Origin of the sequence: Curtobacterium sp. SGAir0471 (assembly GCF_005490985.1) — a bacterium.
Taxonomy (GTDB): domain Bacteria; phylum Actinomycetota; class Actinomycetes; order Actinomycetales; family Microbacteriaceae; genus Curtobacterium.
Genome location: NZ_CP027869.1, coordinates 2,425,302 through 2,447,978, shown reverse-complemented (window position 1 = coordinate 2,447,978; position 22,677 = coordinate 2,425,302). Strand labels below are relative to the sequence as shown.

Below are 22,677 nucleotides of genomic sequence, written 5' to 3'. Positions count from 1 at the left end.
GCTCGGCCGACCGGCGCTCGGCCGTCAGGCCAGGGCGTCGCGTATCGGGCGGAACTTCAGGGCGGTCTCGGCCACCTCGCGCGCGGGCTCCGACCCGGCGACGATCCCGGCACCCGCCCACGCCCGGACCGTCCCGTCGTCGTCGATGCGGGCGCTGCGGAGTGCGAGCATCCACTCGCCGTCTCCGTTCGCCCCGAGCCACCCGACGGGGCCGGCGTACCGACCGCGGTCGACGCCCTCGAGCTCGGCGACCAGGCGCACGGCGACGTCGGTGGGGGTCCCCGCCACGGCGGCGGTCGGGTGCAGGGCGTCGGCCACGTCGAGCGACGTGGTGCCGAGCGGCAGGGTCGCACGGACGTCGGTGGCCAGGTGCCAGAGGTTCGGCAGCTGCAGGCGGAAGGGCTCCGGGTCCGCGCGGACGTCGGTTGCGACCGAGCGGAGCGCGTGCAGCAGGCTCGCGATCGCGAACCCGTGCTCCTCGACGTCCTTCGCACTCGACGCGAGGGCCTCGGCCGCGGCCCGGTCGGACGCCGGGTCGGCACCGCGTGCGGCACTCCCGGCAAGCACCCGTGCCGAGAGCTCCGTGCCGTCGGTCCGGGCGAGGGTCTCGGGGGTCGCGCCGACCAGGCCGTCGACGGCGAACGTCACGCACTGCGGGTACGCGGCCGCCAGGTCGAGCAGGATCGCGCGTCGGTCGGCGCCGGCCGGCAGCGACCCGACCAGGTCGCGGGCCAGGACGACCTTCTCGGCCTCGCCCGCGGTGATCCGGCGCACGGCGTCCGCGACGGCCGCGGCGTAGGCGTCCTCGTCGACCTGGCCGGGGCCGAGGGCGACCGAGACGTGTCCGCCGACGGCCGGCACCGGGACCGAGGTCCGCGAGAAGGTCAGGGGCTCGGGGTCGGGGGTCGTGTCGACGGCGGTCAGCCACGCCTTCCCCCGGCGCTTGCCGATGACCACCCGGGGCACGACGAGCACGCTCCGCTCCGCGGAGTCGTCGGCGAAGGCGAAGGACCCGAACGCGACGAGCCCGGTCCCGCGCAGCTGCACGGGATCGTCCACCGTCGCGCCCCGCACGAGGTCGCGCCAGACGGCGGACGCCTGCCGCATCCGGTCGGGGCCGGAGAACGTGAACCGCGCCGCCTCACCGATCCCCACGATGCCGTCCCCGCTCCGGACGAACGCCAGCGGTGCGTCCCGGAGGGTGTGGCGGAGGACGTCCCCCGGGTCGTCGAGGATCCTGGTCGAGACCGTGAGCGTGGGGGCCGCCGTGGTGGTTCGGGTCACGACCCGATCGTACGCGCGCGGCGGACCGCCGGGCCCCGGCCGGGCGTCCGGGCAGTGGGGAGCCTCGCCCTCTAGGATGGTGCGGTGAGCAGAGCGGACCTGAGCAAGCGGCCGGACGAGGTGGCGGCCATGTTCGACGACGTCGCCGCGAAGTACGACCTCACGAACGACATCCTGTCGGCGGGCAACGCCCCGCTGTGGCGCGTCGCGACGGTCCGAGCGGTCGACCCCCAGCCGGGCGAGAAGGTGCTGGACATCGCCGCGGGCACCGGCACGAGCGCGGCGGCGCTCGCGAAGAAGGGTGCGGACGTCACGGCGCTCGACCTGTCGGCGGGCATGATCGCCGTCGGACGCGAGCGGCACCCCGAGATCACGTTCGTCGAGGGCGACGCCGAGCAGCTGCCCTTCGACGACGACACCTTCGACGCGGTCACGATCTCCTTCGGGCTGCGCAACGTCAACGACCCCATGCAGGCGATCACCGAGATGCTCCGGGTGCTGAAGCCCGGCGGTCGGCTCGTCATCTGCGAGTTCTCCACGCCCCCGATGGCGCTGCTGCGCTTCGGGTACGGCGCATATCTCAAGCGTGTGCTGCCGGGCATCGCACGGCTGTCGAGCAGCAACCCGGCGGCGTACCGGTACCTGGCCGAGTCGATCGAGGCGTGGCCGGACCAGCAGGTCCTCAGCCAGTGGCTCCGCGGCGTCGGCTTCACGATGGTCGCGCACCGCAACCTGACCGCCGGCATCGTCGCGCTGCACCGTGGCCGCAAGCCCGTCGCGGGCGAGGTGCGCGAGTCCGTCGCCCGCCGGGCGAAGGCGCGTCGCGAGCACCAGCACACCGGCGAGCAGCCGAGCGTCGAACCCGGCGACGCCTGACCGGTCACCAGACCCCGAACACGGAGCAGCACTTGAACCCGAGCGTCCCGGTCGCACGTCGCGCACCGAGCCTCCGCGCCTCGCTGGGCATCGGCGAGCGGTTGTTCGCGACCCCGTCCGAGCGGCGCTTCATCAGCGCGGTCGACGACGGGCTCGAGCTCGTCGAGCAGGGCCTCGAGGAGGCCATGCGGTCGACCGACACGCTGGCGGACACCACGAGTCGCTACCTGCTCTCGGCGGGCGGCAAGCGCATCCGGCCCACCCTGACCCTGCTCATCGCGCAGCTCGGCAACGGCGTGACGGACGCGGTGGTGAAGGCCGCCGTGAGCATCGAGACCACGCACCTGGCGTCGCTGTACCACGACGACGTCATGGACGAGGCGCCGGTCCGCCGCGGGGTGCCCGCCGCGCACGTCACCTACGGCAACAACGTCGCGATCCTGACCGGTGACCTGCTCTTCGCACGGGCCAGCCTGATCACCGCCGACCTCGGCACCGAGGGCATCCGGATGCAGGCCGAGACCTTCCAGCGGCTCTGCATGGGCCAGCTGCACGAGACGACCGGACCGCAGCCCGACGACGACCCGGTCGAGCACTACATCCAGGTGCTCAGCGACAAGACCGGATCGCTGATCGCCACCGCGGCCCGCGCGGGCGTCATGTTCTCCGGCGCGGACCGCGCCTACCTCGACGCCGTCGGCACCTTCGGCGAGAAGGTCGGCGTGGCCTTCCAGCTCGTCGACGACGTCATCGACCTCGCCCCTGCGAAGGACCGCACCGGCAAGATCGCCGGCAACGACCTACGCGCCGGGGTCGACACGCTGCCCCTGCTCCAGCTCCGCCGCTTGGCTGCCGGTGACGACGGCGCGGCGGCGCTGCTCGACCGCATCGAGCACGACGTCAAGGACGCCCCCGACGACGCCGTGGGCTCCGAGCCCTACCAGTCGGCAGTCGCCGCGCTCCGCGAGCACGAGGCGACCACGGCGACCCGCGCCGTGGCCGTCCGCTGGGCGGAGGAGGCGGTGGCCGCCCTGGAACCGCTGCCCGACGGCACCGTGAAGCGCGCACTGACGCGGTTCGCCGAGTCCGTGGTCGAGCGCAGCCGCTGACACGAGGGCCCGCCACGGCCCGCCGGGAGCACCCGACCGAACGAACTGGAGACATCAGTGCCCACCCTCCGAATCGCCATCGTCGGCGCCGGTCCCGCCGGCATCTACGCCGCGGACATCCTGTTGCGCGAGGCGCACGGCACCGACGTGTCGATCGACCTCTTCGAGCAGCTCCCGGCCCCCTACGGTCTCGTCCGCTACGGCGTGGCGCCGGACCACCCGCGGATCAAGGGCATCGTGAACGCGCTGCGCGACGTACTCGACCGCGGTGTCGTCCGACTGTTCGGCAACGTGCGCTTCGGCCGGGACATCACGATGGACGACCTCAAGCAGCACTACAACGCGGTGCTGTTCTCGACCGGCGCGATCAAGGACGCCGAGCTCGACGTCCCCGGGATCGACCTCGACGGCTCGTACGGCGCGGCGGACTTCGTCAGCTGGTTCGACGGGCACCCGGACGTGCCGCGCACATGGCCGCTCACGGCGTCGAGCGTCGCGGTCATCGGCAACGGCAACGTCGCGCTGGATGTGTCGCGCATCCTCGCGAAGCACGCGGACGACCTGCTGCCGACCGAGATCCCGGCGAACGTGTACGAGGGGCTCAAGGGCTCCCCGGTCACCGACGTCCACGTGTTCGGTCGTCGGGGTCCGGCGCAGGTGAAGTTCACCCCGCTGGAGCTCCGCGAGCTCGGCGAGCTCCGCGACGTCGACATGGTCGTGTACGACGAGGACTTCGACCACGACGAGGCGTCGCTCATCGCTATCCAGACGAACAAGCAGGTCATGGTGATGAACCGCGTCCTGGAGCAGTGGCGCACGCGCGAGGTCGGGCAGGCCAGCCGACGGCTCCACCTGCACTTCTGGGCCAAGCCCGTCGAGATCGTCGGCGAGGACGGCCACGTCACGGCGCTGCGCTACGAGCGCACCCGGCCGAACGGTGAGGGCGGCGTCGAGGGCACGGGGGAGATCCGCGAACTCGCCGTGCAGGCCGTGTACCGCGCGGTCGGCTACTTCGGCTCCCCGCTGCCCGGCGTGCCCTTCGACGACACGACCGGCGTGATCCCGAACCGCGAGGGCCAGGTGCTCGACGAGGACGGCTCGCCCGTCCCCGGCGTCTACGCCACGGGATGGATCAAGCGCGGTCCGGTCGGCCTGATCGGGCACACGAAGTCCGACGCCATGGAGACCGTCCAGCACATCGTGAACGACCAGGCCTCGTGGTGGACGCCCGCCGACCCGTCACCCGAGGCGGTCCCGGCCCTGCTCCGCGAGCGCGGCGTGGACTACACCGACCTCGACGGGTGGCACGCGCTCGACGAGCACGAGCAGGCCCTGGGCGCCGCCGAGGGGCGCGAGCGCATCAAGGTCGTGCCGCGCGACGAGATGGTCGACGTCTCGCTCCGACGCGTCTCCTCGCCCACGAGCTGATCGCCGCACGATGACCGCCGCACGCCCCGCACCGCCCGCCGCGATGCGAGGCGCGCTCGTCGCGCCCGGCCGACTGCAGGGCGTCGACGTCGCGCGGGCACTCGCGCTCCTCGGCATGATGGCCGCACACATCGGCGGCATCGCGGACGAGGTCGACTGGTCCGATCCCGCCACCTGGACCGCCGTGGCGCACGGGCGGCCGTCGACGCTGTTCGCCGTGCTCGCGGGTGTCTCGATCGGCCTGACGAGCGGCAGGACGGACCCGCCCGGCCCACCGGCGATCGGGCGGATCCGGGTACGCCTCGCGATCCGTGCCGTGGCGGTGGTCGCCGTCGGCCTCCTGCTGATGGCCCTCGGCACGCCGGTCTACGTGATCCTGCCGACGTACGGCGCGCTGTTCCTGCTCGTGCTCCCGACGCTCCGGTGGCGTCCGGTGGGGCTGCTCGTCGCCGCCGCGGTGTGCGCGCTGCTGTCGCCGGTCGTCGCACTCGCGGTCGTGCCGCTCTACGCGGGTGCCGGGATGTGGGAGGTGCAGCTCGGACTCGTCTACCCCGTGGTCACGTTCCTGGCGTACGTGCTGGTCGGTCTCGCGGTCGCCAGGGTCGGTCTGGAGGCACGGCGCACGCAGGTCGCGCTCCTCGCGTCCGGCGCCCTGGTCGCCGTCGTCGCGTACGTGGTCGGGAACGTCCTGGCGCCGGTCCCGCCCGGCGCCGTGTACGAGGCGTTCCCCGGGGTGCCGTGGGCGCCGGACGGCAGCGGGGGAGCGTCGGCGCTCGCACAGCTGCTGCTGTCCCCGCGCGACCACTCGTCGTCGGTCGTCGACGTCGTCGCGACCGCCGGGGTCGCGGTGGCGGTGATCGCCCTGTGCACCCTGGTGTTCGACGGGCGTGGACGGACCGCCGCGCGGACCGCGTTCCCGCTTGCGGCGGTCGGGTCGATGCCGCTGACGGTCTACGCGGGGCACCTGGTCGTGATCGCGCTGCTGCCGGAGTACCCGCAGTCCGGGGCGGTGTGGGCGTGGTTCGCGATCGGGTCGGTGCTCGTCGCGATGCTGTGGCGGGCGTTCCTCGGGAGCGGACCGCTCGAGCGTCTCGTCGCGCGCCTCACCCGTCTGGTGCCGGACGCACGCTGACGGCCGGCGCCGCGCCTCCCGGCCGGGGACCTACTGCAGGGCGGCGGTGAGCCGCGCGACGTTGTCGAGGACCTGCGAGCGGCGCGGGCGCTCGAGCCACGCGTCCAGCGTGAGCTCGAACGACGCGTCCTTGTACGCGTCCTGCACCCCGCGCAGCGCGTCGACGAAGCGGCGGCCGCGCACCATCACGGAGACCTCGAGGTTCAGGCTGAAGGACCGCATGTCCATGTTGCTCGACCCGATGACCGACACTTCGTCGTCGATGGTGAAGTGCTTCGCGTGCAGGATCGTCGGCGCACGGTAGAGCCAGATCCGGACGCCGGCGCGCAGGAGCTCCTCGTAGTAGGACCGCTGCGCGTGCCACGTCATCGCGTGGTCGCCCATCTCGCCGACGAAGAGCTCGACCGCGACCCCGCGCTGCGCGGTTGTCGTGATGGCGTAGAGCATCGAGTCGTCCGGGACGAAGTAGGGCGAGGTGATCGACACCTTCTCCTGCGCGGAGTACAGCAGCGCGTTGAACAGGCGCAGGTTGTTCTCGCCGTCGAAGCCGGGCCCGGACGGCACGACCTGGCAGTCGAGCGCGTCGCCGCGGTCGGCCCGCTGCACCGGGTCGCTCTCGCGGAGCAGGAGCTCGTCGGTCTCGCTGTACCAGTCCGTCACGAACAGGGCGTTGAGTCCCGCGACGACCGGCCCCTCGAACCGGGCGAACAGGTCCTTGTAGACCATGCCCTTCTCGATGTGCGACTTCAGGTCGTAGGACGGGTCGATCAGGTTCTGCGACCCGGTGAACGCGACCGAGCCGTCGATCACCATGATCTTCCGGTGGTTGCGCAGGTCGGGGCGCTGGAACTTCCCCTGCAGCGGCTGCAGCGGGAGCATGAGGTGCCACTCGATGTTCGCGCGGTCGAGGAACGCGAGCGTGTCCTTGTAGCCCGGGTACCCGCGGCTCGCCCAGTGGTCGAGCAGGAACCGCACCGTGACGCCGCGGGCCTGCGCCCGGGCGAGGGCCTCGAAGTACGGCCGGGTCGTGTCGTCGAGCGTCGCGATGTAGAACTCGACGTGCACGAACCGCCGTGACTGGTCGATCGCGCGGGTCATCTCCTGCACCGACTCGTAGGAGTCCGGGTAGAGCTCGGCGGAGTTGCCGCCGACGAGCGGCATCGCGCCGAGCTCGCGGTTCAGCTTCGTCACGCTCTCGAGCCACGGCGGCCAGGGGTGGTCGCGGCGCACGCGCTCGATGCCTTCGGTCTGCTCGAGGATGTACGCGTTGATCTCGGTCTGCTTCTCGCGACGCGCCTTCGGCAGCTTCGTCGACCCGATGATGAGGAAGACGATGAACCCGATGTACGGGATCAGGAAGATGGCGAGCAGCCAGGCCGTCGCGGTCTGCGGCTTCCGGTTGTAGGGGACGTAGATGATCGAGAAGACGCGGATCGCCAGGTCCAGCAGGACCAGGAGGACGGTGACCGCGACGCCGAGCCAGTGCTCCACGGGGTGCGGGGCTAGCGGAAGTTGATGAACTGCAGCGGCACGTCGAACTCTTCACCCTTGAGGAGCTGGATCGTGTTCTGCAGGTCGTCGCGGCTCTTCGAGGAGACGCGGAGCTCGTCACCCTGGATCTGGCTCTTCACGCTCTTCGGGGCGTTCGCGCGGAGGAACGCGCCGATCTTCTTCGCCACGTCCTGCTCGATGCCGTTCTTGAACTTCACCTCGATGCGGTACTCCTTGCCCGAGGGGTAGGGGTCGCCGGCGTCGAGGCTCTTCAGCGAGATGTTCCGCTTGATGGCCTTGCTCTGCAGCACGTCGAGGACGGCCTTCGCGCGCTCCTCGGAGTTCGCCTTGATGAGGACGTCCTCGCCGCTGAACGCGATCGACGCGTCGGCGCCCTTGAAGTCGTACCGCTGCTCGATCTCCTTGGCGGCCTGGTTGAGGGCGTTCTCCGCCTCCATCTTGTCGACCTTGCTGACCACGTCGAAGGAACTGTCTGCCATGCCGGACAGCCTAACGGCGCGGCGCGGTCCCGGTTCGGTGGTCACGAGCACCCTCCGGAGTCCGGTATGCTCTTCACCGCGCCTTCGGTTGGTGACCACACCGGCCGGGTGCGCACACGGCAAGTTACCCAAGCGGCCAAAGGGATCTGACTGTAAATCAGCCGGCGTAGCCTTCGGGGGTTCGAATCCCTCACTTGCCACACACGACAGCCCCGTCCGGATCGGACGGGGCTGTTCCCGTTCCTCGGCCGATGTTCTCGCCGTTGCCGTTGCCGTTGTCGTTGTCGTTGCCGTTCCTGGGCTGGCGGCCTTCCTGGTCGCGATCCGGCAGGCTTGGGGGCATGCCCGACACGCTCACCCCAGTCCAGTTCGCCGACCTCGCCGAGTCGATCGCCCGGGAGGCAGCTGCCCTCGCCGCGCGCCGACGTGCGGAGGGTGTCGAGGTCGCCGACCGGAAGTCGAGCATCGTCGACGTCGTGACGGCAGCCGACCGCGAGGTCGAGGCGCTCATCCGTGCCCGGATCGCCGAGGCGCGTCCCGACGACGGCTTCCACGGCGAGGAGTCCGGCTCCGGGATCGGCTCGTCGGGCATCACGTGGGTCGTCGACCCGATCGACGGAACGGTCAACTACCTGTACGGCAGCGAGCAGTACGGCGTGAGCATCGGTGTCGTCCGGGGGAGCGCGGACCCGACGGAGTGGGAGGCGCTCGCGGGCATCGTCGTGGCACCGGCGACGGGCACGGTGCACCGCGCGGTGGTCGGCGAGGGCGCGACGCGCGACGGCGTCCCGCTCCGGGCGTCGACGCCCGCATCGCTCGCCGAGACGCTCGTCGCGACGGGCTTCGGCTACACCGCAGAGCGCCGTCGCGAGCAGGTCGCGGTCCTCGCGGGTCTGATCGGCGAGGTCCGGGACGTCCGGCGTGCCGGAGCCGCGTCGCTCGACTGCTGCGCGGTCGGGGCGGGCACCGTGGATGCCTACTACGAGCGCGGGATCAACCCGTGGGACATGGCGGCCGGGTCGCTCGTCGCGGCCGAGGCGGGGGCCGAGGTCCGGATCTGGGAGGCCGACGGCACGCGGTCGTTCCTGTTCGCCGCACCGGCGGTGGCGGACGAGCTCGAGGCCCTCGTGCGTCGGCTCGAGTCCGAGGTGCTCGGGGACTGACCGCCGGGCGGAGTCCCGTCGTGGGTCCTGCACGGTCGTGCACGCGACTGGCGGTGCGGCACGGCCCCTGCTAGCGTGCTGCAGTCCCGTTACCTGCTCGTTACCAACGAGCGCCTCGTGCCCCGATCAGGATCAGCCCCGAACACATGCCCCACGCCTCCCAGCCGACCGCGACGACGCCCACCCGCCCCGAGACCGCGACCGAACCGGTCGTGCACCTGACGCGACGCGCACGCATCGAGGCCGAGCGTCGTGCCGCTGCGACGGTGGTCCAGCCTGCGGCGCAGGCGACGGCGGCGGCCACCGGGTCCGTCTCCGGGCCGTCGTTCGACGAACTCGTCGCACCGACGACGCCGGCGGCTCCGGTCTCCCCGATCGACCTCGCGCCGACCTCGCCTGTCCGGCCCGCACCGTCGGCCGGCGCGGTCACGCCGCCGGCCCCCGCGTCGCCGGACGTCACGCCGGCGGTCGACGCCTCGCGTGCGCCCACCCCGGTGGTCGATCCGGTGCACCCGTCCGCAGGACGGCGATCCGCGGCTGCTGGCTCCGTTGTTGCCCCGTCGGTGCGCGTCGACCGCGCGACCCGGCACATCGGTGGTGCGCCCGCGTCCTCGATCGTGCCCCGGGCCGAGCGTGGTGCCGCCTTCCGTCGGAACGCCTCACGCGTCACCGCGGTCGGAGCCCTGCTCTTCGCCGCCGGGCTGGTCGTCTCGACGTCTCTGCCAGCACAGGCGCTCTGGGTGCCGCAGTCGGACACCACCACGGCCCGGACCGTCGCTGCCGGTGACGGGCAGTCGCTCAGCGTGGGTGACGGAGCTGCGGACGCGGAGACCACCCGCGACCAGTACTCGGTCACGTCCGCCACGCAGTACAAGAACGTGGACGCGTCGACCTTCACGAACGACCCGAACGGGTCCATCCAGTGGCCGTTCCTGACCGGCGTCCCGATCACGTCCGGCTTCGGCGGCCGCCAGGTCGAGGGCTGCTCGTTCTGCTCGACGAACCACATGGGCGTCGACTTCGCCCCGGGCGAGGGCACCCCGATCCGCTCGGTCGCCGCGGGCACCGTCATCAAGGTGCAGGCGCACGACGGCGGCTTCGGCAACGACGTCTGGGTCCAGCACGACGTGGACGGCAAGCAGTTCGTCAGCGTCTACGGCCACATGAAGGACGGCACGTTCAAGGTCGTCACCGGCCAGGAGATCGCCGTGGGGGACGAACTCGGCGAGGTCGGCTCGACCGGCAACTCGACCGGACCCCACCTGCACCTGGAGATCCACGTCGGCGGGGTCCCGGTGGACCCGTTGGCCTGGCTCCGCGCGAACGCGAACTAGCGGAGGCGCGGCGGCACGCCCGGGCGTCGCGTCCGGTTCCCGACCACCGCCGCGCGTCTGCTACGCTCGTCTGGTGCCGCCGAGCGGCACTCGCCCCGATAGCTCAGTGGTAGAGCACTTCCATGGTAAGGAAGGGGTCGTCAGTTCAATCCTGACTCGGGGCTCCGACCCGGAGCTGTTGTCGCTCCGGATCTCTGGCGGGGTAGCTCAGTTGGTTAGAGCACACGACTCATAATCGTGGGGTCACGGGTTCAAGTCCCGTCCTCGCTACCACAGGCCCGGCGGCCAGATCGCCGGGCTTTCGTCGTTCCCGGGCTTCTTCTTCCCGGGGTCTTCTCGTTGCCGTGCTGCACTTCTCCCGGGCCGCAACGCCTCGGGCAACGGTCGTGTCGCACGTCCGGCTCGCCCGTTCTTTCCCATCACGGGCGCTGTACCTGACGTGATCGGGCGTACCTGGTGATCCTGACATGCAAGGTACGCCCGGTCTGGCCAGGTACGCCCGGTCTGGCCAGGTATGCCCGAAGTGGCGAAGTGCGCCCGGTCTGGCCAGATGTGCATCGCGCGGACCGCGCCGCACGCGACGGCGGCACGGGCTCCCGAACACTCGCGCCACCCGAGGCGCGCGCCACTCCGCGCCCGGGCGTCAGCGCGGGGGAGCGGTCAGCACGCCGGCGGCCCGGAGCGCCCGCTCGAGCGTCGCCTCCACCTGCTGCCACGCGCTCCGCCGACGCCCCGCCCCGATGCTCCCGCCGGACACCGCCGTGGCGTGCTGCGCGTGCCGGAGCGTGATGGTGGTCGACGTCCCCGTGACGGTCGTCGAGAGCTCGTAGCGCCGGAACTCCCGCGACGGGTGCACGAGCGCGCCGAGCAGGATGGTGAGCAGCCGGCTCCCGGTCGTCGCGGTGATCGTGCCGCCCGTCGACTCGACCCGGTGTCCCGCCTGCCGGAGGGCCGCGCTGGCGACCTCCATCGCGGTGCACCGGTCGCCCGTGTGGACCGCGTACTCGGTCGTGTGCTCCATGCGTCCCTCCCCGTCCCCGGAGTCGTCCCGACGGCGTCCCCCCGGACGCCGTCCGCCGAGCCTAGCCGATGCATCCTCATGAAGCGGCCCTGTGTCGAGGGTGCTCGGTAGACTCCCACCCGTGTCAGTGAACCCCGAGCTCGTCGGCAGGACGTTCCCGCCGGCCCAGCCCTACCTGGTCGGTCGCGAGAAGGTGCGCGAGTTCGCCCGCGCCGTGTTCGCGACGAACCCGATCCACCACGAGCCGGACGCCGCCCGCGCCGCCGGGTACGCCGACGTGGTCGCGCCGCCGACCTTCGCCGTCGTCGTGCAGGAGGCCACGCTCGCCCAGCTCCTGGCCGAACCGGACGCCGGCATCGACTTCTCCCGTGTCGTGCACGGCGAGCAGTCCTTCACCTACGACCGGCCGATCGTGGCCGGCGACGAGCTGACCGCCACGCTCACCGTCACCAGCGTCAAGACCCTCGGTGGCAACGCCATGGTGACCGCGGAGAGCACGATGCAGGACGCCTCGGGGGAGCACGTCGTCACGGCGACCTCCACCCTCGTGGTCCGAGGAGACGACGCATGACCGCCGCACCCGCCACCGCGCTCGAGGTCGGCGCCGTCGTCGCCGAGCGCGAGGTCCACCTGACCCGCGACGCCCTCGTGCGCTACGCCGGGGCCTCGGGGGACTTCAACCCGATCCACTACCGCGACGACGTCGCCGCGTCCGTCGGCCTGCCGGGCGTGCTCGCGCACGGCATGCTCACCATGGGCCTCGCCGTCCAGCCCGTCGCGGAGTGGCTCGGCGACGGCGGCTGGGTCCAGCGCTACGGCGTCCGCTTCACCCGCCCGGTCGTCGTCGACCCGGAGCAGGGCGCGACCGTCGGCGTGGTCGCCAAGGTCGGCACCGTGGACGACCAGGGCCGTCCGCAGCGCATCGACCTCACCGTGACCGCCGCCGGGCAGACCGTGCTCGGCAAGGCGCAGGTCACGGTGGTGTTCCGCTGACCGTGACGACGCGACTGGCCGACCTCACGACGTTCCGCGTCGGCGGTCCCGCGGCCACCCTCCTGGTCGCGGACACGACCGACGAGCTCGTCGCGCACGCGCGGGCCGCCTGGCAGGACGACGAGTGGCTCGTCGTCGGCGGCGGCAGCAACCTGCTCGTCGCCGACGACGGCTTCGCCGGCACCGTCGTGCTCGTCCGGACGCACGGGGTGGACGCGGATCCCGACGCGGACGGCGTCACCGTCCGCGTCGCGGCCGGTGAGCCGTGGGACCGGTTCGTCGCGACGACCGTCGAGAACGGCTGGACCGGTCTGGAGGCCCTGAGCGGCATCCCGGGCACGGTCGGCGCCGCCCCCGTGCAGAACATCGGCGCCTACGGGGTCGAGCTCTCCGACGTGCTCACCCGCATCGAGTTCCTGGACGCGTCGACGGGGGACCGCACGTGGGTGGAAGCGGCCGAGCTGGCGCTCGGCTACCGCACCTCGACGCTGAAGCACGGGCGGCGGGGCGTGGTGCTGACGGTCGAGTTCCGTCTCGGCACGGCAGTCGACCAGGGGGTCCCGGTCCGTTACGCCCAGCTCGCCGGCTCGCTCGGCGTCGACCTCGGCACCCCGGTCGAGCCCATGACGATCCGCGAGACCGTCCTGCGGCTCCGAGCCTCGAAGGGCATGGTGCTCGACGACGCCGACCCGGACACCTGGAGCGCCGGCTCGTTCTTCACGAACCCGATCGTGTCCGCGGCGTTCGCCGAGACGCTCCCCGCCGAGGCCCCGCGGTGGCCCGCTGGCGAGGACGTCAAGCTCAGTGCCGCGTGGCTCATCGAGCACGCGGGTGTCCACCGCGGGTACGCGGTCCCCGGATCGCACGCCGCGATCTCCTCGAAGCACACCCTCGCGCTGACGAACCGCGGCGGGGCGACCGCCGCCCAGGTCGCCGAGCTGGCGCGGTACGTGCAGGTGACCGTCCTCAACCGGTTCGGGGTCTCGCTGGTGCCGGAGCCGGTCGTGGTGGGGGACCTGCTCGCCGCGAGCTGACCACCGGACGCGCCCCGGGCCTCCAGGCCGACCCTCCCGGCCCGCAGAACGCAACGAAGGCGGTCCCGCACAGCGTCACAGCGCTGCGAGGAACCGCCTTCGTTGCGTCTTGCGGAGGGGGATCTACGCGGAGAAGAACTCCGTGAGGCGACGGACGCCCTCGGCGATGTCGTCGTCGCCCAGCGCGTACGACATGCGGATGTACCCGGAGGGACCGAAGGCCTCGCCCGGGACGACCGCGACCTCGGCGTGCTCGAGGATCAGGTCCGCGAGCTCGAGCGTCGTCGTGGGGGTCGAGCCCGCCCACTCGCGGCCGAGCAGTGCCGTCACGTCGGGGTAGACGTAGAAGGCGCCCTTCGGCGTCGGCGTGACGAAGCCCGGGATCGCGTTGAGTCCGTCGACGATCGCGCGGCGGCGGCGGTCGAACGCCTCGCGCATCGCCTGCACGGGCTCCTGCGGGCCGGTGAGTGCGGCGATCGCCGCGCGCTGCGACACGTTCGCGACGTTCGACGACAGGTGCGACTGCAGGTTCGACGCGGCCTTCACGGCGTCGGCCGGACCGATGAACCAGCCGACGCGCCACCCGGTCATGGCGTAGGTCTTGGCGACGCCGTTGACGAGGATGGTGGTGTCCGCCAGGGCCGGCACCGCGTCGAGGATGCCCGTGAACGTGACGTCGTCGTAGACCAGGTCCTGGTAGATCTCGTCGCTGATCACCCAGATGCCGTGCTCGAGCGCCCACTCGCCGATGGCCTTCGTCTGCTCGGCCGAGTACACCGAGCCGGTCGGGTTCGACGGCGAGCAGAAGAGCAGCGCCTTGGTCCGCGGCGTGCGGGCGGCCTCGAGCTGCTCGACCGTGACGAGGTAGTCCTGGTCGCTGCCGGCGAAGACCTCGACCGGAGTGCCACCGGCCAGGCGGATCGCCTCCGGGTAGGTGGTCCAGTACGGGGCGGGGAGGAGGACCTCGTCGCCCTCGTCGACGATCGTCTGGAAGGCCTGGTAGACGGCCTGCTTGCCGCCGTTGGTGACGATGACCTGCGACGGGTCGACCGTGGTGCCGGACTCGCGCGCGGTCTTCTCGGCGATCGCCCGCTTGAGCTCGGGCAGGCCGGTCGCGGGCGTGTACCGGTGGTTCGCCGGGTCCTGCACGGCCACGACGGCCGCGTCGACGACGTGCTGCGGCGTGGCGAAGTCCGGCTCGCCGGCGGCGAACGAGATCACCGGGCGACCGGCGGCCTTCAGCGCCTTCGCCTTGGCATCGACCTTGAGCGTCGCGGACTCCGCGATCGCGGCGATGCGCGAGGCAATGCGCGGGCGGTCGGAGGTCGCGTCGACGGGGGTCGGCGCGTGCTCGGGGGCGGTGGACTCGGGGCCGGGGGCTGCGGTGCTCACGGCCACGAGCCTACCGGCGCGGCACGCCGGGGGAGCGGCCGAGTGGACAGCGTGTGACGTACTCCCGTACACTCGACCACCGGCGCACGGAACGGTGACGGAACGTGTGCCAGGGGGTCTCGACCCTCACAGGGCGGTGGCTCAATTGGTAGAGCAGCGGTCTCCAAAACCGCAGGTTGCAGGTTCGAGTCCTGTCCGCCCTGCAAGTCTGGAAGGTGTGAAGGTGGCGAGCAAGGACATGGAGACGACGACGGATGACGTCGTCGCGAAGGCCAAGGCCGACCGTGCTCAGCGAGGTGGCCCGATCGCCGCCGTCGCCCTCTTCATCCGCCAGGTCATCGGCGAGCTCCGCAAGGTCGTGACGCCGACGCGCAAGGAGCTCTTCAGCTACACCGGCGTCGTGCTCGTCTTCGTCGTCGTGATGATGATCCTGGTGTCGATCCTCGACTTCGTCTTCGGTCTCGGGGTCGGCTACGTGTTCGGCAACGGTCCGACGGTCTGATCCGTCGTCGACCGGCCGGTCAGCGGTTGGTCCGACAGCGGCCAGTCCGACAGCGGCCGGCAGCGTCCGTCCACCTGGCCGGACACGGACAGGAGTACGGTCTCCCCGAGACGGCGACGGACGCGAACCGCTCCGGCCACTCACCCGATCCGCACCACCGAACGGAAAGAACCGCAGTGTCTGACTACTCCCGCGACGACATCGACCTCGCCACGGCTGCTGAGCAGTCCTCCGAGGTCGAGGAGAACCAGGAAGGCGACGTCGAGACCGCCGAGGGCCGTTCGGTCGAGTCCGCCGAGGAGCGCGCGATCTCCGTCGAGGACGAGGACGACGACTCCCTCGGTCTGAGCGACGAGCCGGACGACGGCACGGTCGACGCCTCCGTCGACGAGACGCTCACCGCACTGGCCGAGTCCCGCGACCCCGAGGCGGACGCCGTCGTGGACGACGCGCTCGAGATCGACTCCGCCGACGAGGCCGAGGCTGCGGTCGAGGCCGTCGAGGACGAGGAGGAGTCCGAGCTCGAGGACGCCACGGCTGCCGAGGCGAACGAGACGCTCGCCGCGGACGAGGCCCTCGACGCCGACGACGAGCCTGCCGAGGTCGACCCGTACGACGCCTTCAAGGCCGAGCTGCGGATGAAGCCGGGCAAGTGGTACGTCATCCACTCCTACGCGGGCTTCGAGCGCCGCGTGAAGTCGAACATCGAGAACCGCATGATCTCGATGTCGATGGAGGACTCGATCTACCAGGTCGAGGTCCCGATGGAGGACGTCGTCGAGATCAAGAACGGGCAGCGCAAGCTGGTCACCCGGGTCCGGATCCCCTCGTACGTGCTCGTCCGCATGGACCTCAACGAGGACTCGTGGTCGGTCGTCCGCCACACCCCCGGCGTCACCGGCTTCGTGGGCAACGCCCACAACCCGACGCCGCTGCGCTTCGACGAGGCGTTCGGCATGCTGAAGTCGCTCGTCCAGGTCGCCGAGGCCGCGCCCACCAAGGGCGGCGCGAAGTCCGGCGGTGCCGCGCAGGCGCAGCCCCAGGCCGAGGTCGACTTCGAGATCGGCGAGACGATCACGATCAAGGAGGGCTCGTTCGCTGGTCTGCCGGGGTCGATCTCGGAGATCAAGCCGGAGAGCGGCAAGCTCACGGTCCTCGTCTCGCTGTTCGAGCGTGAGACCCCGGTCGAGCTGAGCTTCGACCAGGTCACCAAGCTCTAGTTCGTCCCAGGGCGTCGACCCGGTCCGACCGATCGGGTAGACTGCTGAGGTTTGGCCCCGCGTGCTGTGGCATGCGGGGCTTCACCGCGGTCCGGATCCGCCGGGCCAGCGGGAGAGTGCACGGGTCCCCGTGCGTTCGATTCCAGGAGGAAGCACAACATGGCACCGAAGAAGAAGGTCACGGGCCTCATCAAGCTGCAGATCAACGCGGGCGCCGCCAACCCGGCCCCGCCGATCGGTCCTGCGCTCGGTCAGCACGGCGTGAACATCATGGAGTTCTGCAAGGCGTACAACGCCGCGACCGAGTCGCAGCGCGGGAACGTCGTGCCGGTCGAGATCACCGTCTACGAGGACCGTTCGTTCACGTTCGTCCTCAAGACCCCGCCGGCCGCAGAGCTGATCAAGAAGGCCGCGGGTGTGCAGAAGGGGTCCTCGACCCCGCACACGGTCAAGGTCGCGAAGATCTCGATGGACCAGGTCCGTCAGATCGCCGAGACCAAGCAGGCCGACCTGAACGCCAACGACATCGAGCAGGCCGCGAAGATCATCGCCGGCACCGCTCGTTCGATGGGCATCACGGTCGAGGCGTAAGCCTCAGCGCCCCACACACCCCGACCCCTTTCCGTGGGAGAGCCTCGCCGGCTCGTCAACCACGTAGCTCTGCAAGGAGAACACCATGGCGAAGAAGTCCAAGGCCTACCAGGCCGCGGCCGCGAAGATCGAGGCCGACAAGTTCTACACCCCGACCGAGGCCGTCGCCCTCGCGAAGGAGACCGGCTCGGCGAAGACCGACTCCACCGTCGAGGTCGCGCTGAAGCTCGGCGTCGACCCCCGCAAGGCCGACCAGATGGTCCGCGGCACGGTCATCCTGCCGCACGGCACGGGCAAGACCGCCCGCGTCATCGTCTTCGCCGTGGGCGCTGCGGCCGAGGCCGCCATCGCCGCCGGTGCCGACGAGGTCGGTGGCGACGAGCTCATCGCGAAGGTGGCCGAGGGCTACACCGCGTTCGACTCCGCCGTCGCGACGCCGGAGCTCATGGGCAAGGTCGGTCGTCTCGGCAAGGTGCTCGGCCCGCGTGGCCTCATGCCGAACCCGAAGACCGGCACCGTGACCCCGAACGTGGCGCAGGCCGTCAACGACATCAAGGGCGGCAAGATCGAGTTCCGCGTCGACAAGCACGCCAACGTGCACTTCGTCGTCGGCAAGGCCTCGTTCACGCCGGAGCAGCTCGACGAGAACATCTCGGCCGCGCTCGAGGAGATCGTCCGCCTCAAGCCGTCCGCCTCGAAGGGTCGCTACATCACGAAGGGCGCCGTCTCGACGACCTTCGGACCGGGCATCCCGCTCGACGTCAACGCCATCTGATCGACTGATCGGAAGCACCATCTGATCGACCGATCGGATCGAGGGACCCGCACCGGATCGGTGCGGGTCCCTCTGCGTTCCCGGGCGATCAGCCGGATAGCGTGGCACCGTGCGCATCCTCGTGAACTCACTGCGGCTCCTCGCCGTGATCGGCGTCGTGGCCGCCGTGCTCGGCCAGTGGCTCGTCAGCTCCACGCTCGCGGGCTACGACCCGTTGAACTTCTTCGGCTACTTCACGATCCAGTCGAACATCATCATCGGCGTCGCGTTCGCGGTCGCCCTCGTCGCGGCGGCCCGTCGCAAGCGCACCGTGCTCGGCGTGAGCGTCTTCAGGGGCGCGGCGACGGTCTACATCGCGACCACCGGCATCGTCTACAACACGCTCCTCGTCGGCGCGGCCGTCGAGAACACGGTCCCGTGGTCGAACGACCTGCTGCACAGGTGGATCCCGCTCTACGCCGTGCTCGACTGGCTGCTGTTCTCCGACCGCGCGCGACTGCTCTTCCGTCACATCTGGTGGTTCCTGCTCTACCCGGCGGTCTGGACGGTCGTCGTCCTGGTCCGGGGCGCGACGGACGGCTGGGTGCCGTACCCGTTCCTGAACCCGTCGCAGGGCTACGGCGTCGTCACGTTGTACTGCATCGGTGTCGGCGTCACGATCGCGTTGCTCGGTGTCCTCGTGGTCGGGATGAGCCGCCTGCGCCTGGTGAAGGTCTAGACCCGGAACGCCCGCAGCTTGTCGAGCACCAGGTCGGCGAGCTGCACCAGCCCGCGGATCTGGTCGTCGTCACGGTCGACCCAGCGGCACTCCGGCTCGTCGGCGACGGGCACGAAGTCGTCGTGCCGCTCCCACACGAACAGCGTGCGGTCGGCGCCGAGGACGTACTGCTGCCACCAGACCTGGCGCAGGTAGTGCCGTGGGATGCTCCGCCAGGCCTTGCCGGTGGTCTTGATCTCCGCGAGCACGAGGCGTTCCGACGCGTCGTACCCGACGCCGTCCGGGGTGGCGAGGTGGGCACGGTTCGTGCTCGCGTGGAACAGGTGCGCCGACGGCTCGATGCCGTGCGTGGCGGCGACCCAGGCGGCGATGACGGGCTCGCGGTCCTTGCCGTGCTCGGTCCAGGCGTTCCCCGAGAACCGGGAGCCGTACCGCTTCTCGGCGACGACGGCCTCGACGGCGCGCAGCGAGGCGAGCCGTGCGACGTCGGTGGCGGTGATCCCCATCGCGCGGGCGCGCAGCCAGGCCACCCGGTCGGACGAGTGCGCGACGATCCGCTCGGTGTGCCCGCGGAGCGCGGTGAACGCGTCGTGGACGCCCGCCGTGGAGCGCGGACCCGCGGCGGACCGCCCGACGGGAGCGGCCGCACGTGCAGCCGACCGCGCGTCGGACGCGGCCGGCGTGGCGGAGGCGGGGAGGGCCTCCAGACCGGGGTCCAGGTCGCCCCACAGGGTGGGCTGCACGATCGTCACCCGACGATTCTCACCCCGCGGGCCGACACGGCGCGAACCGACGCGCGCGGCGTCCGCCCTCAGGAGACGAGCGCGCGTCGCTCCGCCACGGCGACCAGTTCGTCGACGCCGGCGGGGGAGAGCGCGTAGCCGATGGCCAGCGCGGCAGCACCCTGCAGCGCGGCGACCGAGCCGGCGCGGGACTGCGCGATCACGAGGTGCTCGGTGGCGAGCGGCATCGAGCGGGCGTAGACGACCTCACGGACGCCGGCGAGGAGGTGCTCCCCGGCGCGCGTGATCGAGCCACCGAGCGCGATCACCGACGGGTTGACGAGCGAGACGCAGGTGGCGAGCACCTCGCCGATGTCGCGGCCGGCCTGGCGGACGGCACCGATCGCGTCGAGCTCGGAGCGCTCGACCAGTGCGATGACGTCACCGCTCGTGTGCACGTCGTGGCCCTTCGCCCGCAGGGCCCGCGCGATGGCGGGGCCGGACGCGACGGCCTCGAGACAGCCGGTGTTGCCGCAGTGGCAGGGCATGTCACCGGCACGTGACACCCGCACGTGGCCGATGTCGCCGGCCGTGCCCTGGGCGCCGCGGCGCAGCTGGCCGTCGGAGACGATGCCCGACCCGATGCCGGTCGCCACCTTCACGAAGAGCAGGTGGTCGACGTCCGGCCAGCCGTGCGCCCGTTCGCCGAGCGCGGCGATGTTCACGTCGTTGTCGAGCAGGACGTGCGCGGACAGGTGACCGCGCAGCCAGCCGGGGACGTCGAAGCCGTCCCAGCCCGGCATGATCGGCGGGTTCGCCGGACGCCCGGTGGAGAACTCGACGGGACCGGGCACGCCGATGCCCATCGCGACGACGTCGTCGCGCGCGCGGCCGACCTCGTCGAGGAGTGCGTCGACGGTCTCGACCAGCCAGGTGAGCGTGGGGATCGGACCGGCGGCGATGTCGATCGCCGCCTCCCGCGTCGCGAGCGGCGCACCGACGAGGTCGGTCACGGCGACGCGGCCGTGCGAGGCACCGAGGTCCGCGGCGACGACGAGTCGGGCGCGGGGGAGGAGGGCGACCTGGGCCGGCGGCCTGCCACCGGTGGAGGCCGCGGTCTCGACGGGACCGACGAGCCCCACGTCGACGAGCGCGTCCAGGCGCACGGCGATCGTCGAGCGTGCGAGACCTGTCAGGGCGGCGAGCTCCGCCCGGGTCCGCGGCACACCGTCGCGGAGGATCTGGAAGAGCTCGCTCGCTCCGACCGGAGGCGACGCTGCCGTCCGGGTGAAGTCGACCATGTGGGGAGTGAAGCACACATCGAACGCGCCACGCAACGAAGACTGTCGACTCTGTCGCAACTTCTGCTTGACCGCCGACAGAAGCGGTCATAGTGTGACGCTCGATCACTGACGATCCACCATCTCGACGAGGAGAACCCCTGGTGACACAACCCCTGTCGGTCCAGCTCTACACGGTGCGGGACGCCCTCTCGGCGGACCTGCCGGGCACGCTGCAGCGCATCGCGTCCATCGGCTACACGAACGTCGAGGCCTTCGGGTTCGTCGACCGTGCCGAGGAACTGCGCGACGCCCTCGCCGCCGCCGGCCTGCAGGTCCCGAGCGGTCACGCCCGCCTGCTGGACGCCGGGGAGCAGGACCTCGAGCGCATCTTCCACGCCAGCGTGACGGTCGGTCTCGGCACCCTGATCGACCCGCACATCGACGAGGCGCGGTGGACGACTCGCGAGGACGTCGAGGCGATCGCCCGCGAGCTCAGCGCACTGGCTCCCCGCGCCGCCGACCACGGGCTCGTGCTCGGGTACCACAACCACGCGTTCGAGTTCTCGAACCGCATCGACGGCGTGAGCGCCTACGAGGTCTTCGCGGACGCGCTGTCCGACGACGTCGTGCTCGAGCTGGACACCTACTGGGCGAAGGTCGGCGGTGACGACGCCGTGGCCGTGCTGCAGCGCCTCGGCGACAAGGTGCAGTTCCTGCACGTCAAGGACGGCGACGGTTCGCACGACGACAAGCAGCAGGTCGCCGTGGGGAACGGCATCATGCCGATCCGCGAGATCGTCGCCGCGGCGCCCGACGCCCTGCACGTCGTCGAGCTCGACGACCACGAGGGCGACGTGTTCCAGGCCGTGGCCGACTCCTACACGTTCCTCGAGGGGGCCCGGGCATGACCGACACGACCGCAGCCACCGCGTCTCCAGCCGTCGACGGCACCCGCCGCACCGGACCGGTCGGCGTCGGCGTCATCGGTGCCGGCGTCATCTCGGACCAGTACCTGTCGAACCTCACGGTGTTCCCCGACGTCGAGGTCCGCTTCATCGCCGACATCGACGAGCCCCGTGCCGCCGCCCAGGCCGAGAAGTGGGGCGTCGCCGGGTCCGGCTCGGTCGAGCAGCTCCTCGCCGACGACGACATCGAGATCGTCGTCAACCTGACGATCCCCGCCGCGCACGTCGAGGTCGCCCTGCAGGTCCTCGCCGCCGGCAAGCACGTCTGGGGGGAGAAGCCCTACGCCCTCGACCGCGCCAGTGCCGCCGAGCTCCGCGACGCGGCACGTGCCGCGGGGAAGACCGTCAGCGTGGCGCCGGACACGTTCCTCGGCGCAGGGCTCCAGACCGCGCTCCGCGTCGTCCGCGAGGGCCGGATCGGCACCCCGCTCAACGGCCTGACGCTCTTCCAGAGCCCCGGCCCGGAGTCGTGGCACCCGAGCCCGGAGTTCCTCTTCGCACACGGGGCCGGCCCGCTCTTCGACATCGGCCCGTACTACATCACGACCCTCGTGCAGGCGTTCGGTCCGGTCGCGAAGGTCACCGCAACGGCGTCGAAGGCCCGTGCCACGCGGACGATCGGCTCCGGCCCGAAGGCGGGCACCGAGTTCCCGGTCGAGGTCCCGACGAACCACTCCGCGCTCATCCAGTTCGAGCACGGCGGGAGCGCGCAGAGCGTGTTCTCGTTCGAGTCGGACCGCGGTCGCACCGGCTTCGTCGAGATCGCGGGGGAGACCGGCACGGTCGTGTTCCCGGACCCGAACGACTTCGACGGCGACACCGAGCTGTACGCGCACGGTGCCGAAGACCCCGAGACGATCCCCGCGGTCGGTTCGACGTACTCGCGCGGCACCGGCGTGGTCGACCTGGCCCGTTCGCTCCGCGCCGGCGAGGAGAACCGGGTCCCCGGCGCCCTCGCCTTCCACGTCCTCGACGTGATGGTCTCCATCGCCGAGGCAGCCGAACGTGGTGAGACCGTGCTCGTGGAGAGCACCGTCGCACCCTCCCCGACCCTCCCCGAGGGCTGGGACCCCGCGGCGTCCACCCTGTCCTGACGGACGGCGCCGGCCGGACCCGTCCGACGACGGACGGACACCCGGTCGGG

General features: G+C 71.5%; 24 protein-coding genes and 4 tRNA genes. 20 read left to right on the top strand and 8 right to left on the bottom strand.

All coding sequences use genetic code 11. The features are described 5' to 3' along the window. Positions 1–24: 24 nt before the first annotated feature. The gene (locus tag C1N91_RS11300) at positions 25–1,284 is read right to left on the bottom strand and encodes an isochorismate synthase (RefSeq protein WP_137767782.1); all 1,260 of its coding nucleotides are present in this window, start codon (positions 1,282–1,284) and stop codon (positions 25–27) included. Positions 1,285–1,368: 84 nt separating this feature from the next. On the opposite strand from C1N91_RS11300, the gene C1N91_RS11295 reads away from it, so the two are divergent. From C1N91_RS11295 to C1N91_RS11280, 4 genes are read left to right on the top strand one after another with little or no spacing between them, the layout of a single operon-like run. Then, the gene (locus C1N91_RS11295) at positions 1,369–2,160 is read left to right on the top strand and encodes a demethylmenaquinone methyltransferase (RefSeq protein WP_137767781.1); all 792 of its coding nucleotides are present in this window, start codon (positions 1,369–1,371) and stop codon (positions 2,158–2,160) included. A gap of 32 nt (positions 2,161–2,192) precedes the next feature. Then, positions 2,193–3,269, top strand: a complete 1,077-nt coding sequence (locus C1N91_RS11290) for a polyprenyl synthetase family protein (RefSeq protein ID WP_137767780.1) — start codon at positions 2,193–2,195, stop codon at positions 3,267–3,269. Between the two features lie 57 nt (positions 3,270–3,326). Further along, entirely contained in the window at positions 3,327–4,697 is a 1,371-nt protein-coding gene (locus C1N91_RS11285; RefSeq protein ID WP_137767779.1) for an FAD-dependent oxidoreductase, read from the top strand. Positions 4,698–4,707: 10 nt separating this feature from the next. Further along, a complete protein-coding gene (locus tag C1N91_RS11280; RefSeq protein WP_137767778.1) occupies positions 4,708–5,829 on the top strand; it encodes a heparan-alpha-glucosaminide N-acetyltransferase domain-containing protein in 1,122 nt (373 codons plus the stop codon). Positions 5,830–5,859: 30 nt separating this feature from the next. Here C1N91_RS11280 and cls read toward each other — a convergent pair whose 3' ends face one another. Both cls and C1N91_RS11270 read right to left on the bottom strand, forming a co-directional pair. After that, on the bottom strand, positions 5,860–7,320 hold the full coding sequence (gene cls, locus C1N91_RS11275) for a cardiolipin synthase (protein WP_137767777.1): 1,461 nt from the start codon (positions 7,318–7,320) through the stop codon (positions 5,860–5,862). A gap of 11 nt (positions 7,321–7,331) precedes the next feature. Continuing rightward, a complete protein-coding gene (locus C1N91_RS11270; RefSeq protein ID WP_058730193.1) occupies positions 7,332–7,820 on the bottom strand; it encodes a YajQ family cyclic di-GMP-binding protein in 489 nt (162 codons plus the stop codon). A 118-nt stretch (positions 7,821–7,938) separates the two neighbouring features. On the opposite strand from C1N91_RS11270, the gene C1N91_RS11265 reads away from it, so the two are divergent. Beyond that, a tRNA-Tyr gene (locus tag C1N91_RS11265) sits at positions 7,939–8,020 on the top strand. Here the strand turns inward: C1N91_RS11265 and C1N91_RS16730 are convergent. Further along, positions 8,011–8,163 (bottom strand): hypothetical protein, encoded by a 153-nt coding sequence (locus tag C1N91_RS16730; protein WP_175415998.1) that lies wholly within the window; start codon positions 8,161–8,163, stop codon positions 8,011–8,013. The genes C1N91_RS11265 and C1N91_RS16730 overlap by 10 nt on opposite strands. On the opposite strand from C1N91_RS16730, the gene C1N91_RS11260 reads away from it, so the two are divergent. From C1N91_RS11260 to C1N91_RS11245, 4 genes are all read left to right on the top strand, one after another. After that, positions 8,162–8,983, top strand: a complete 822-nt coding sequence (locus tag C1N91_RS11260) for an inositol monophosphatase family protein (protein WP_137767776.1) — start codon at positions 8,162–8,164, stop codon at positions 8,981–8,983. The genes C1N91_RS16730 and C1N91_RS11260 overlap by 2 nt on opposite strands. 146 nt (positions 8,984–9,129) lie before the next feature. Further along, positions 9,130–10,317: a M23 family metallopeptidase gene (locus tag C1N91_RS11255; protein ID WP_137767775.1), complete on the top strand. Its 1,188-nt coding sequence runs from the start codon at positions 9,130–9,132 to the stop codon at positions 10,315–10,317. Positions 10,318–10,409: 92 nt separating this feature from the next. Further along, a tRNA-Thr gene (locus tag C1N91_RS11250) sits at positions 10,410–10,481 on the top strand. Positions 10,482–10,513: 32 nt separating this feature from the next. Then, positions 10,514–10,590, top strand: a tRNA-Met gene (locus C1N91_RS11245). Between the two features lie 370 nt (positions 10,591–10,960). Here C1N91_RS11245 and C1N91_RS11240 read toward each other — a convergent pair. Further along, positions 10,961–11,338, bottom strand: a complete 378-nt coding sequence (locus C1N91_RS11240) for a hypothetical protein (protein WP_137767774.1) — start codon at positions 11,336–11,338, stop codon at positions 10,961–10,963. Between the two features lie 121 nt (positions 11,339–11,459). Here C1N91_RS11240 and C1N91_RS11235 point away from each other — a divergent pair, with 121 nt between their 5' ends. From C1N91_RS11235 to C1N91_RS11225, 3 genes are read left to right on the top strand one after another with little or no spacing between them, the layout of a single operon-like run. Further along, a complete protein-coding gene (locus C1N91_RS11235) occupies positions 11,460–11,909 on the top strand; it encodes a MaoC family dehydratase N-terminal domain-containing protein (protein ID WP_082687594.1) in 450 nt (149 codons plus the stop codon). Further along, on the top strand, positions 11,906–12,331 hold the full coding sequence (locus C1N91_RS11230) for a MaoC/PaaZ C-terminal domain-containing protein (protein ID WP_137767773.1): 426 nt from the start codon (positions 11,906–11,908) through the stop codon (positions 12,329–12,331). Before C1N91_RS11235 ends, C1N91_RS11230 begins: the two co-directional genes overlap by 4 nt. After that, positions 12,328–13,365 carry a UDP-N-acetylmuramate dehydrogenase gene (locus C1N91_RS11225; protein WP_175416097.1) on the top strand — a complete coding sequence of 346 codons (1,038 nt, stop codon included), beginning with the start codon at positions 12,328–12,330 and terminating at the stop codon, positions 13,363–13,365. The genes C1N91_RS11230 and C1N91_RS11225 overlap by 4 nt, the downstream gene beginning before the upstream one ends. A 123-nt stretch (positions 13,366–13,488) precedes the next feature. On the opposite strand, the gene C1N91_RS11220 is transcribed toward C1N91_RS11225, so the two are convergent. Then, positions 13,489–14,673 (bottom strand): pyridoxal phosphate-dependent aminotransferase, encoded by a 1,185-nt coding sequence (locus C1N91_RS11220; protein WP_137768798.1) that lies wholly within the window; start codon positions 14,671–14,673, stop codon positions 13,489–13,491. 214 nt (positions 14,674–14,887) lie between these two features. Between C1N91_RS11220 and C1N91_RS11215 the strand changes: the two genes are divergently transcribed. From C1N91_RS11215 to C1N91_RS11190, 6 genes are all read left to right on the top strand, one after another. Beyond that, a tRNA-Trp gene (locus C1N91_RS11215) sits at positions 14,888–14,960 on the top strand. A 20-nt stretch (positions 14,961–14,980) separates the two neighbouring features. Continuing rightward, the gene (secE, locus tag C1N91_RS11210; protein ID WP_137767771.1) at positions 14,981–15,259 is read left to right on the top strand and encodes a preprotein translocase subunit SecE; all 279 of its coding nucleotides are present in this window, start codon (positions 14,981–14,983) and stop codon (positions 15,257–15,259) included. A gap of 176 nt (positions 15,260–15,435) precedes the next feature. Then, positions 15,436–16,479 carry a transcription termination/antitermination protein NusG gene (gene nusG, locus C1N91_RS11205; RefSeq protein WP_058727447.1) on the top strand — a complete coding sequence of 348 codons (1,044 nt, stop codon included), beginning with the start codon at positions 15,436–15,438 and terminating at the stop codon, positions 16,477–16,479. A gap of 159 nt (positions 16,480–16,638) precedes the next feature. Then, entirely contained in the window at positions 16,639–17,070 is a 432-nt protein-coding gene (rplK, locus tag C1N91_RS11200) for a 50S ribosomal protein L11 (RefSeq protein WP_017888638.1), read from the top strand. A gap of 85 nt (positions 17,071–17,155) precedes the next feature. Beyond that, positions 17,156–17,845, top strand: coding sequence for a 50S ribosomal protein L1 (gene rplA, locus C1N91_RS11195; RefSeq protein ID WP_058727448.1), 690 nt, complete (start codon positions 17,156–17,158; stop codon positions 17,843–17,845). A 109-nt stretch (positions 17,846–17,954) separates the two neighbouring features. Next, positions 17,955–18,563 (top strand): Pr6Pr family membrane protein, encoded by a 609-nt coding sequence (locus tag C1N91_RS11190; RefSeq protein ID WP_137767770.1) that lies wholly within the window; start codon positions 17,955–17,957, stop codon positions 18,561–18,563. On the opposite strand, the gene C1N91_RS11185 is transcribed toward C1N91_RS11190, so the two are convergent. Next, on the bottom strand, positions 18,560–19,315 hold the full coding sequence (locus tag C1N91_RS11185) for a YqaJ viral recombinase family protein (RefSeq protein WP_137767769.1): 756 nt from the start codon (positions 19,313–19,315) through the stop codon (positions 18,560–18,562). The genes C1N91_RS11190 and C1N91_RS11185 overlap by 4 nt on opposite strands. Before the next feature lie 59 nt (positions 19,316–19,374). After that, the gene (locus C1N91_RS11180; RefSeq protein ID WP_137767768.1) at positions 19,375–20,586 is read right to left on the bottom strand and encodes an ROK family transcriptional regulator; all 1,212 of its coding nucleotides are present in this window, start codon (positions 20,584–20,586) and stop codon (positions 19,375–19,377) included. Positions 20,587–20,729: 143 nt separating this feature from the next. Between C1N91_RS11180 and C1N91_RS11175 the strand changes: the two genes are divergently transcribed. Further along, the gene (locus C1N91_RS11175) at positions 20,730–21,476 is read left to right on the top strand and encodes a sugar phosphate isomerase/epimerase family protein (RefSeq protein ID WP_137767767.1); all 747 of its coding nucleotides are present in this window, start codon (positions 20,730–20,732) and stop codon (positions 21,474–21,476) included. Then, entirely contained in the window at positions 21,473–22,627 is a 1,155-nt protein-coding gene (locus tag C1N91_RS11170; protein ID WP_137767766.1) for a Gfo/Idh/MocA family protein, read from the top strand. Before C1N91_RS11175 ends, C1N91_RS11170 begins: the two co-directional genes overlap by 4 nt. Positions 22,628–22,677 lie beyond the last annotated feature (50 nt).

Coding starts and splice junctions, on each gene's coding strand:
- C1N91_RS11280 (WP_137767778.1), top strand. CDS start 4,708: ATGACCGCCGCACGCCCCGCACCGCCCGCCGCGATGCGAGGCGCGCTC.
- C1N91_RS11270 (WP_058730193.1), bottom strand. CDS start 7,820: ATGGCAGACAGTTCCTTCGACGTGGTCAGCAAGGTCGACAAGATGGAG.
- C1N91_RS11180 (WP_137767768.1), bottom strand. CDS start 20,586: ATGGTCGACTTCACCCGGACGGCAGCGTCGCCTCCGGTCGGAGCGAGC.
- C1N91_RS11240 (WP_137767774.1), bottom strand. CDS start 11,338: ATGGAGCACACGACCGAGTACGCGGTCCACACGGGCGACCGGTGCACC.
- C1N91_RS11255 (WP_137767775.1), top strand. CDS start 9,130: ATGCCCCACGCCTCCCAGCCGACCGCGACGACGCCCACCCGCCCCGAG.
- rplA (WP_058727448.1), top strand. CDS start 17,156: ATGGCGAAGAAGTCCAAGGCCTACCAGGCCGCGGCCGCGAAGATCGAG.
- C1N91_RS16730 (WP_175415998.1), bottom strand. CDS start 8,163: ATGCCCCCAAGCCTGCCGGATCGCGACCAGGAAGGCCGCCAGCCCAGG.
- C1N91_RS11170 (WP_137767766.1), top strand. CDS start 21,473: ATGACCGACACGACCGCAGCCACCGCGTCTCCAGCCGTCGACGGCACC.
- C1N91_RS11230 (WP_137767773.1), top strand. CDS start 11,906: ATGACCGCCGCACCCGCCACCGCGCTCGAGGTCGGCGCCGTCGTCGCC.
- rplK (WP_017888638.1), top strand. CDS start 16,639: ATGGCACCGAAGAAGAAGGTCACGGGCCTCATCAAGCTGCAGATCAAC.
- C1N91_RS11260 (WP_137767776.1), top strand. CDS start 8,162: ATGCCCGACACGCTCACCCCAGTCCAGTTCGCCGACCTCGCCGAGTCG.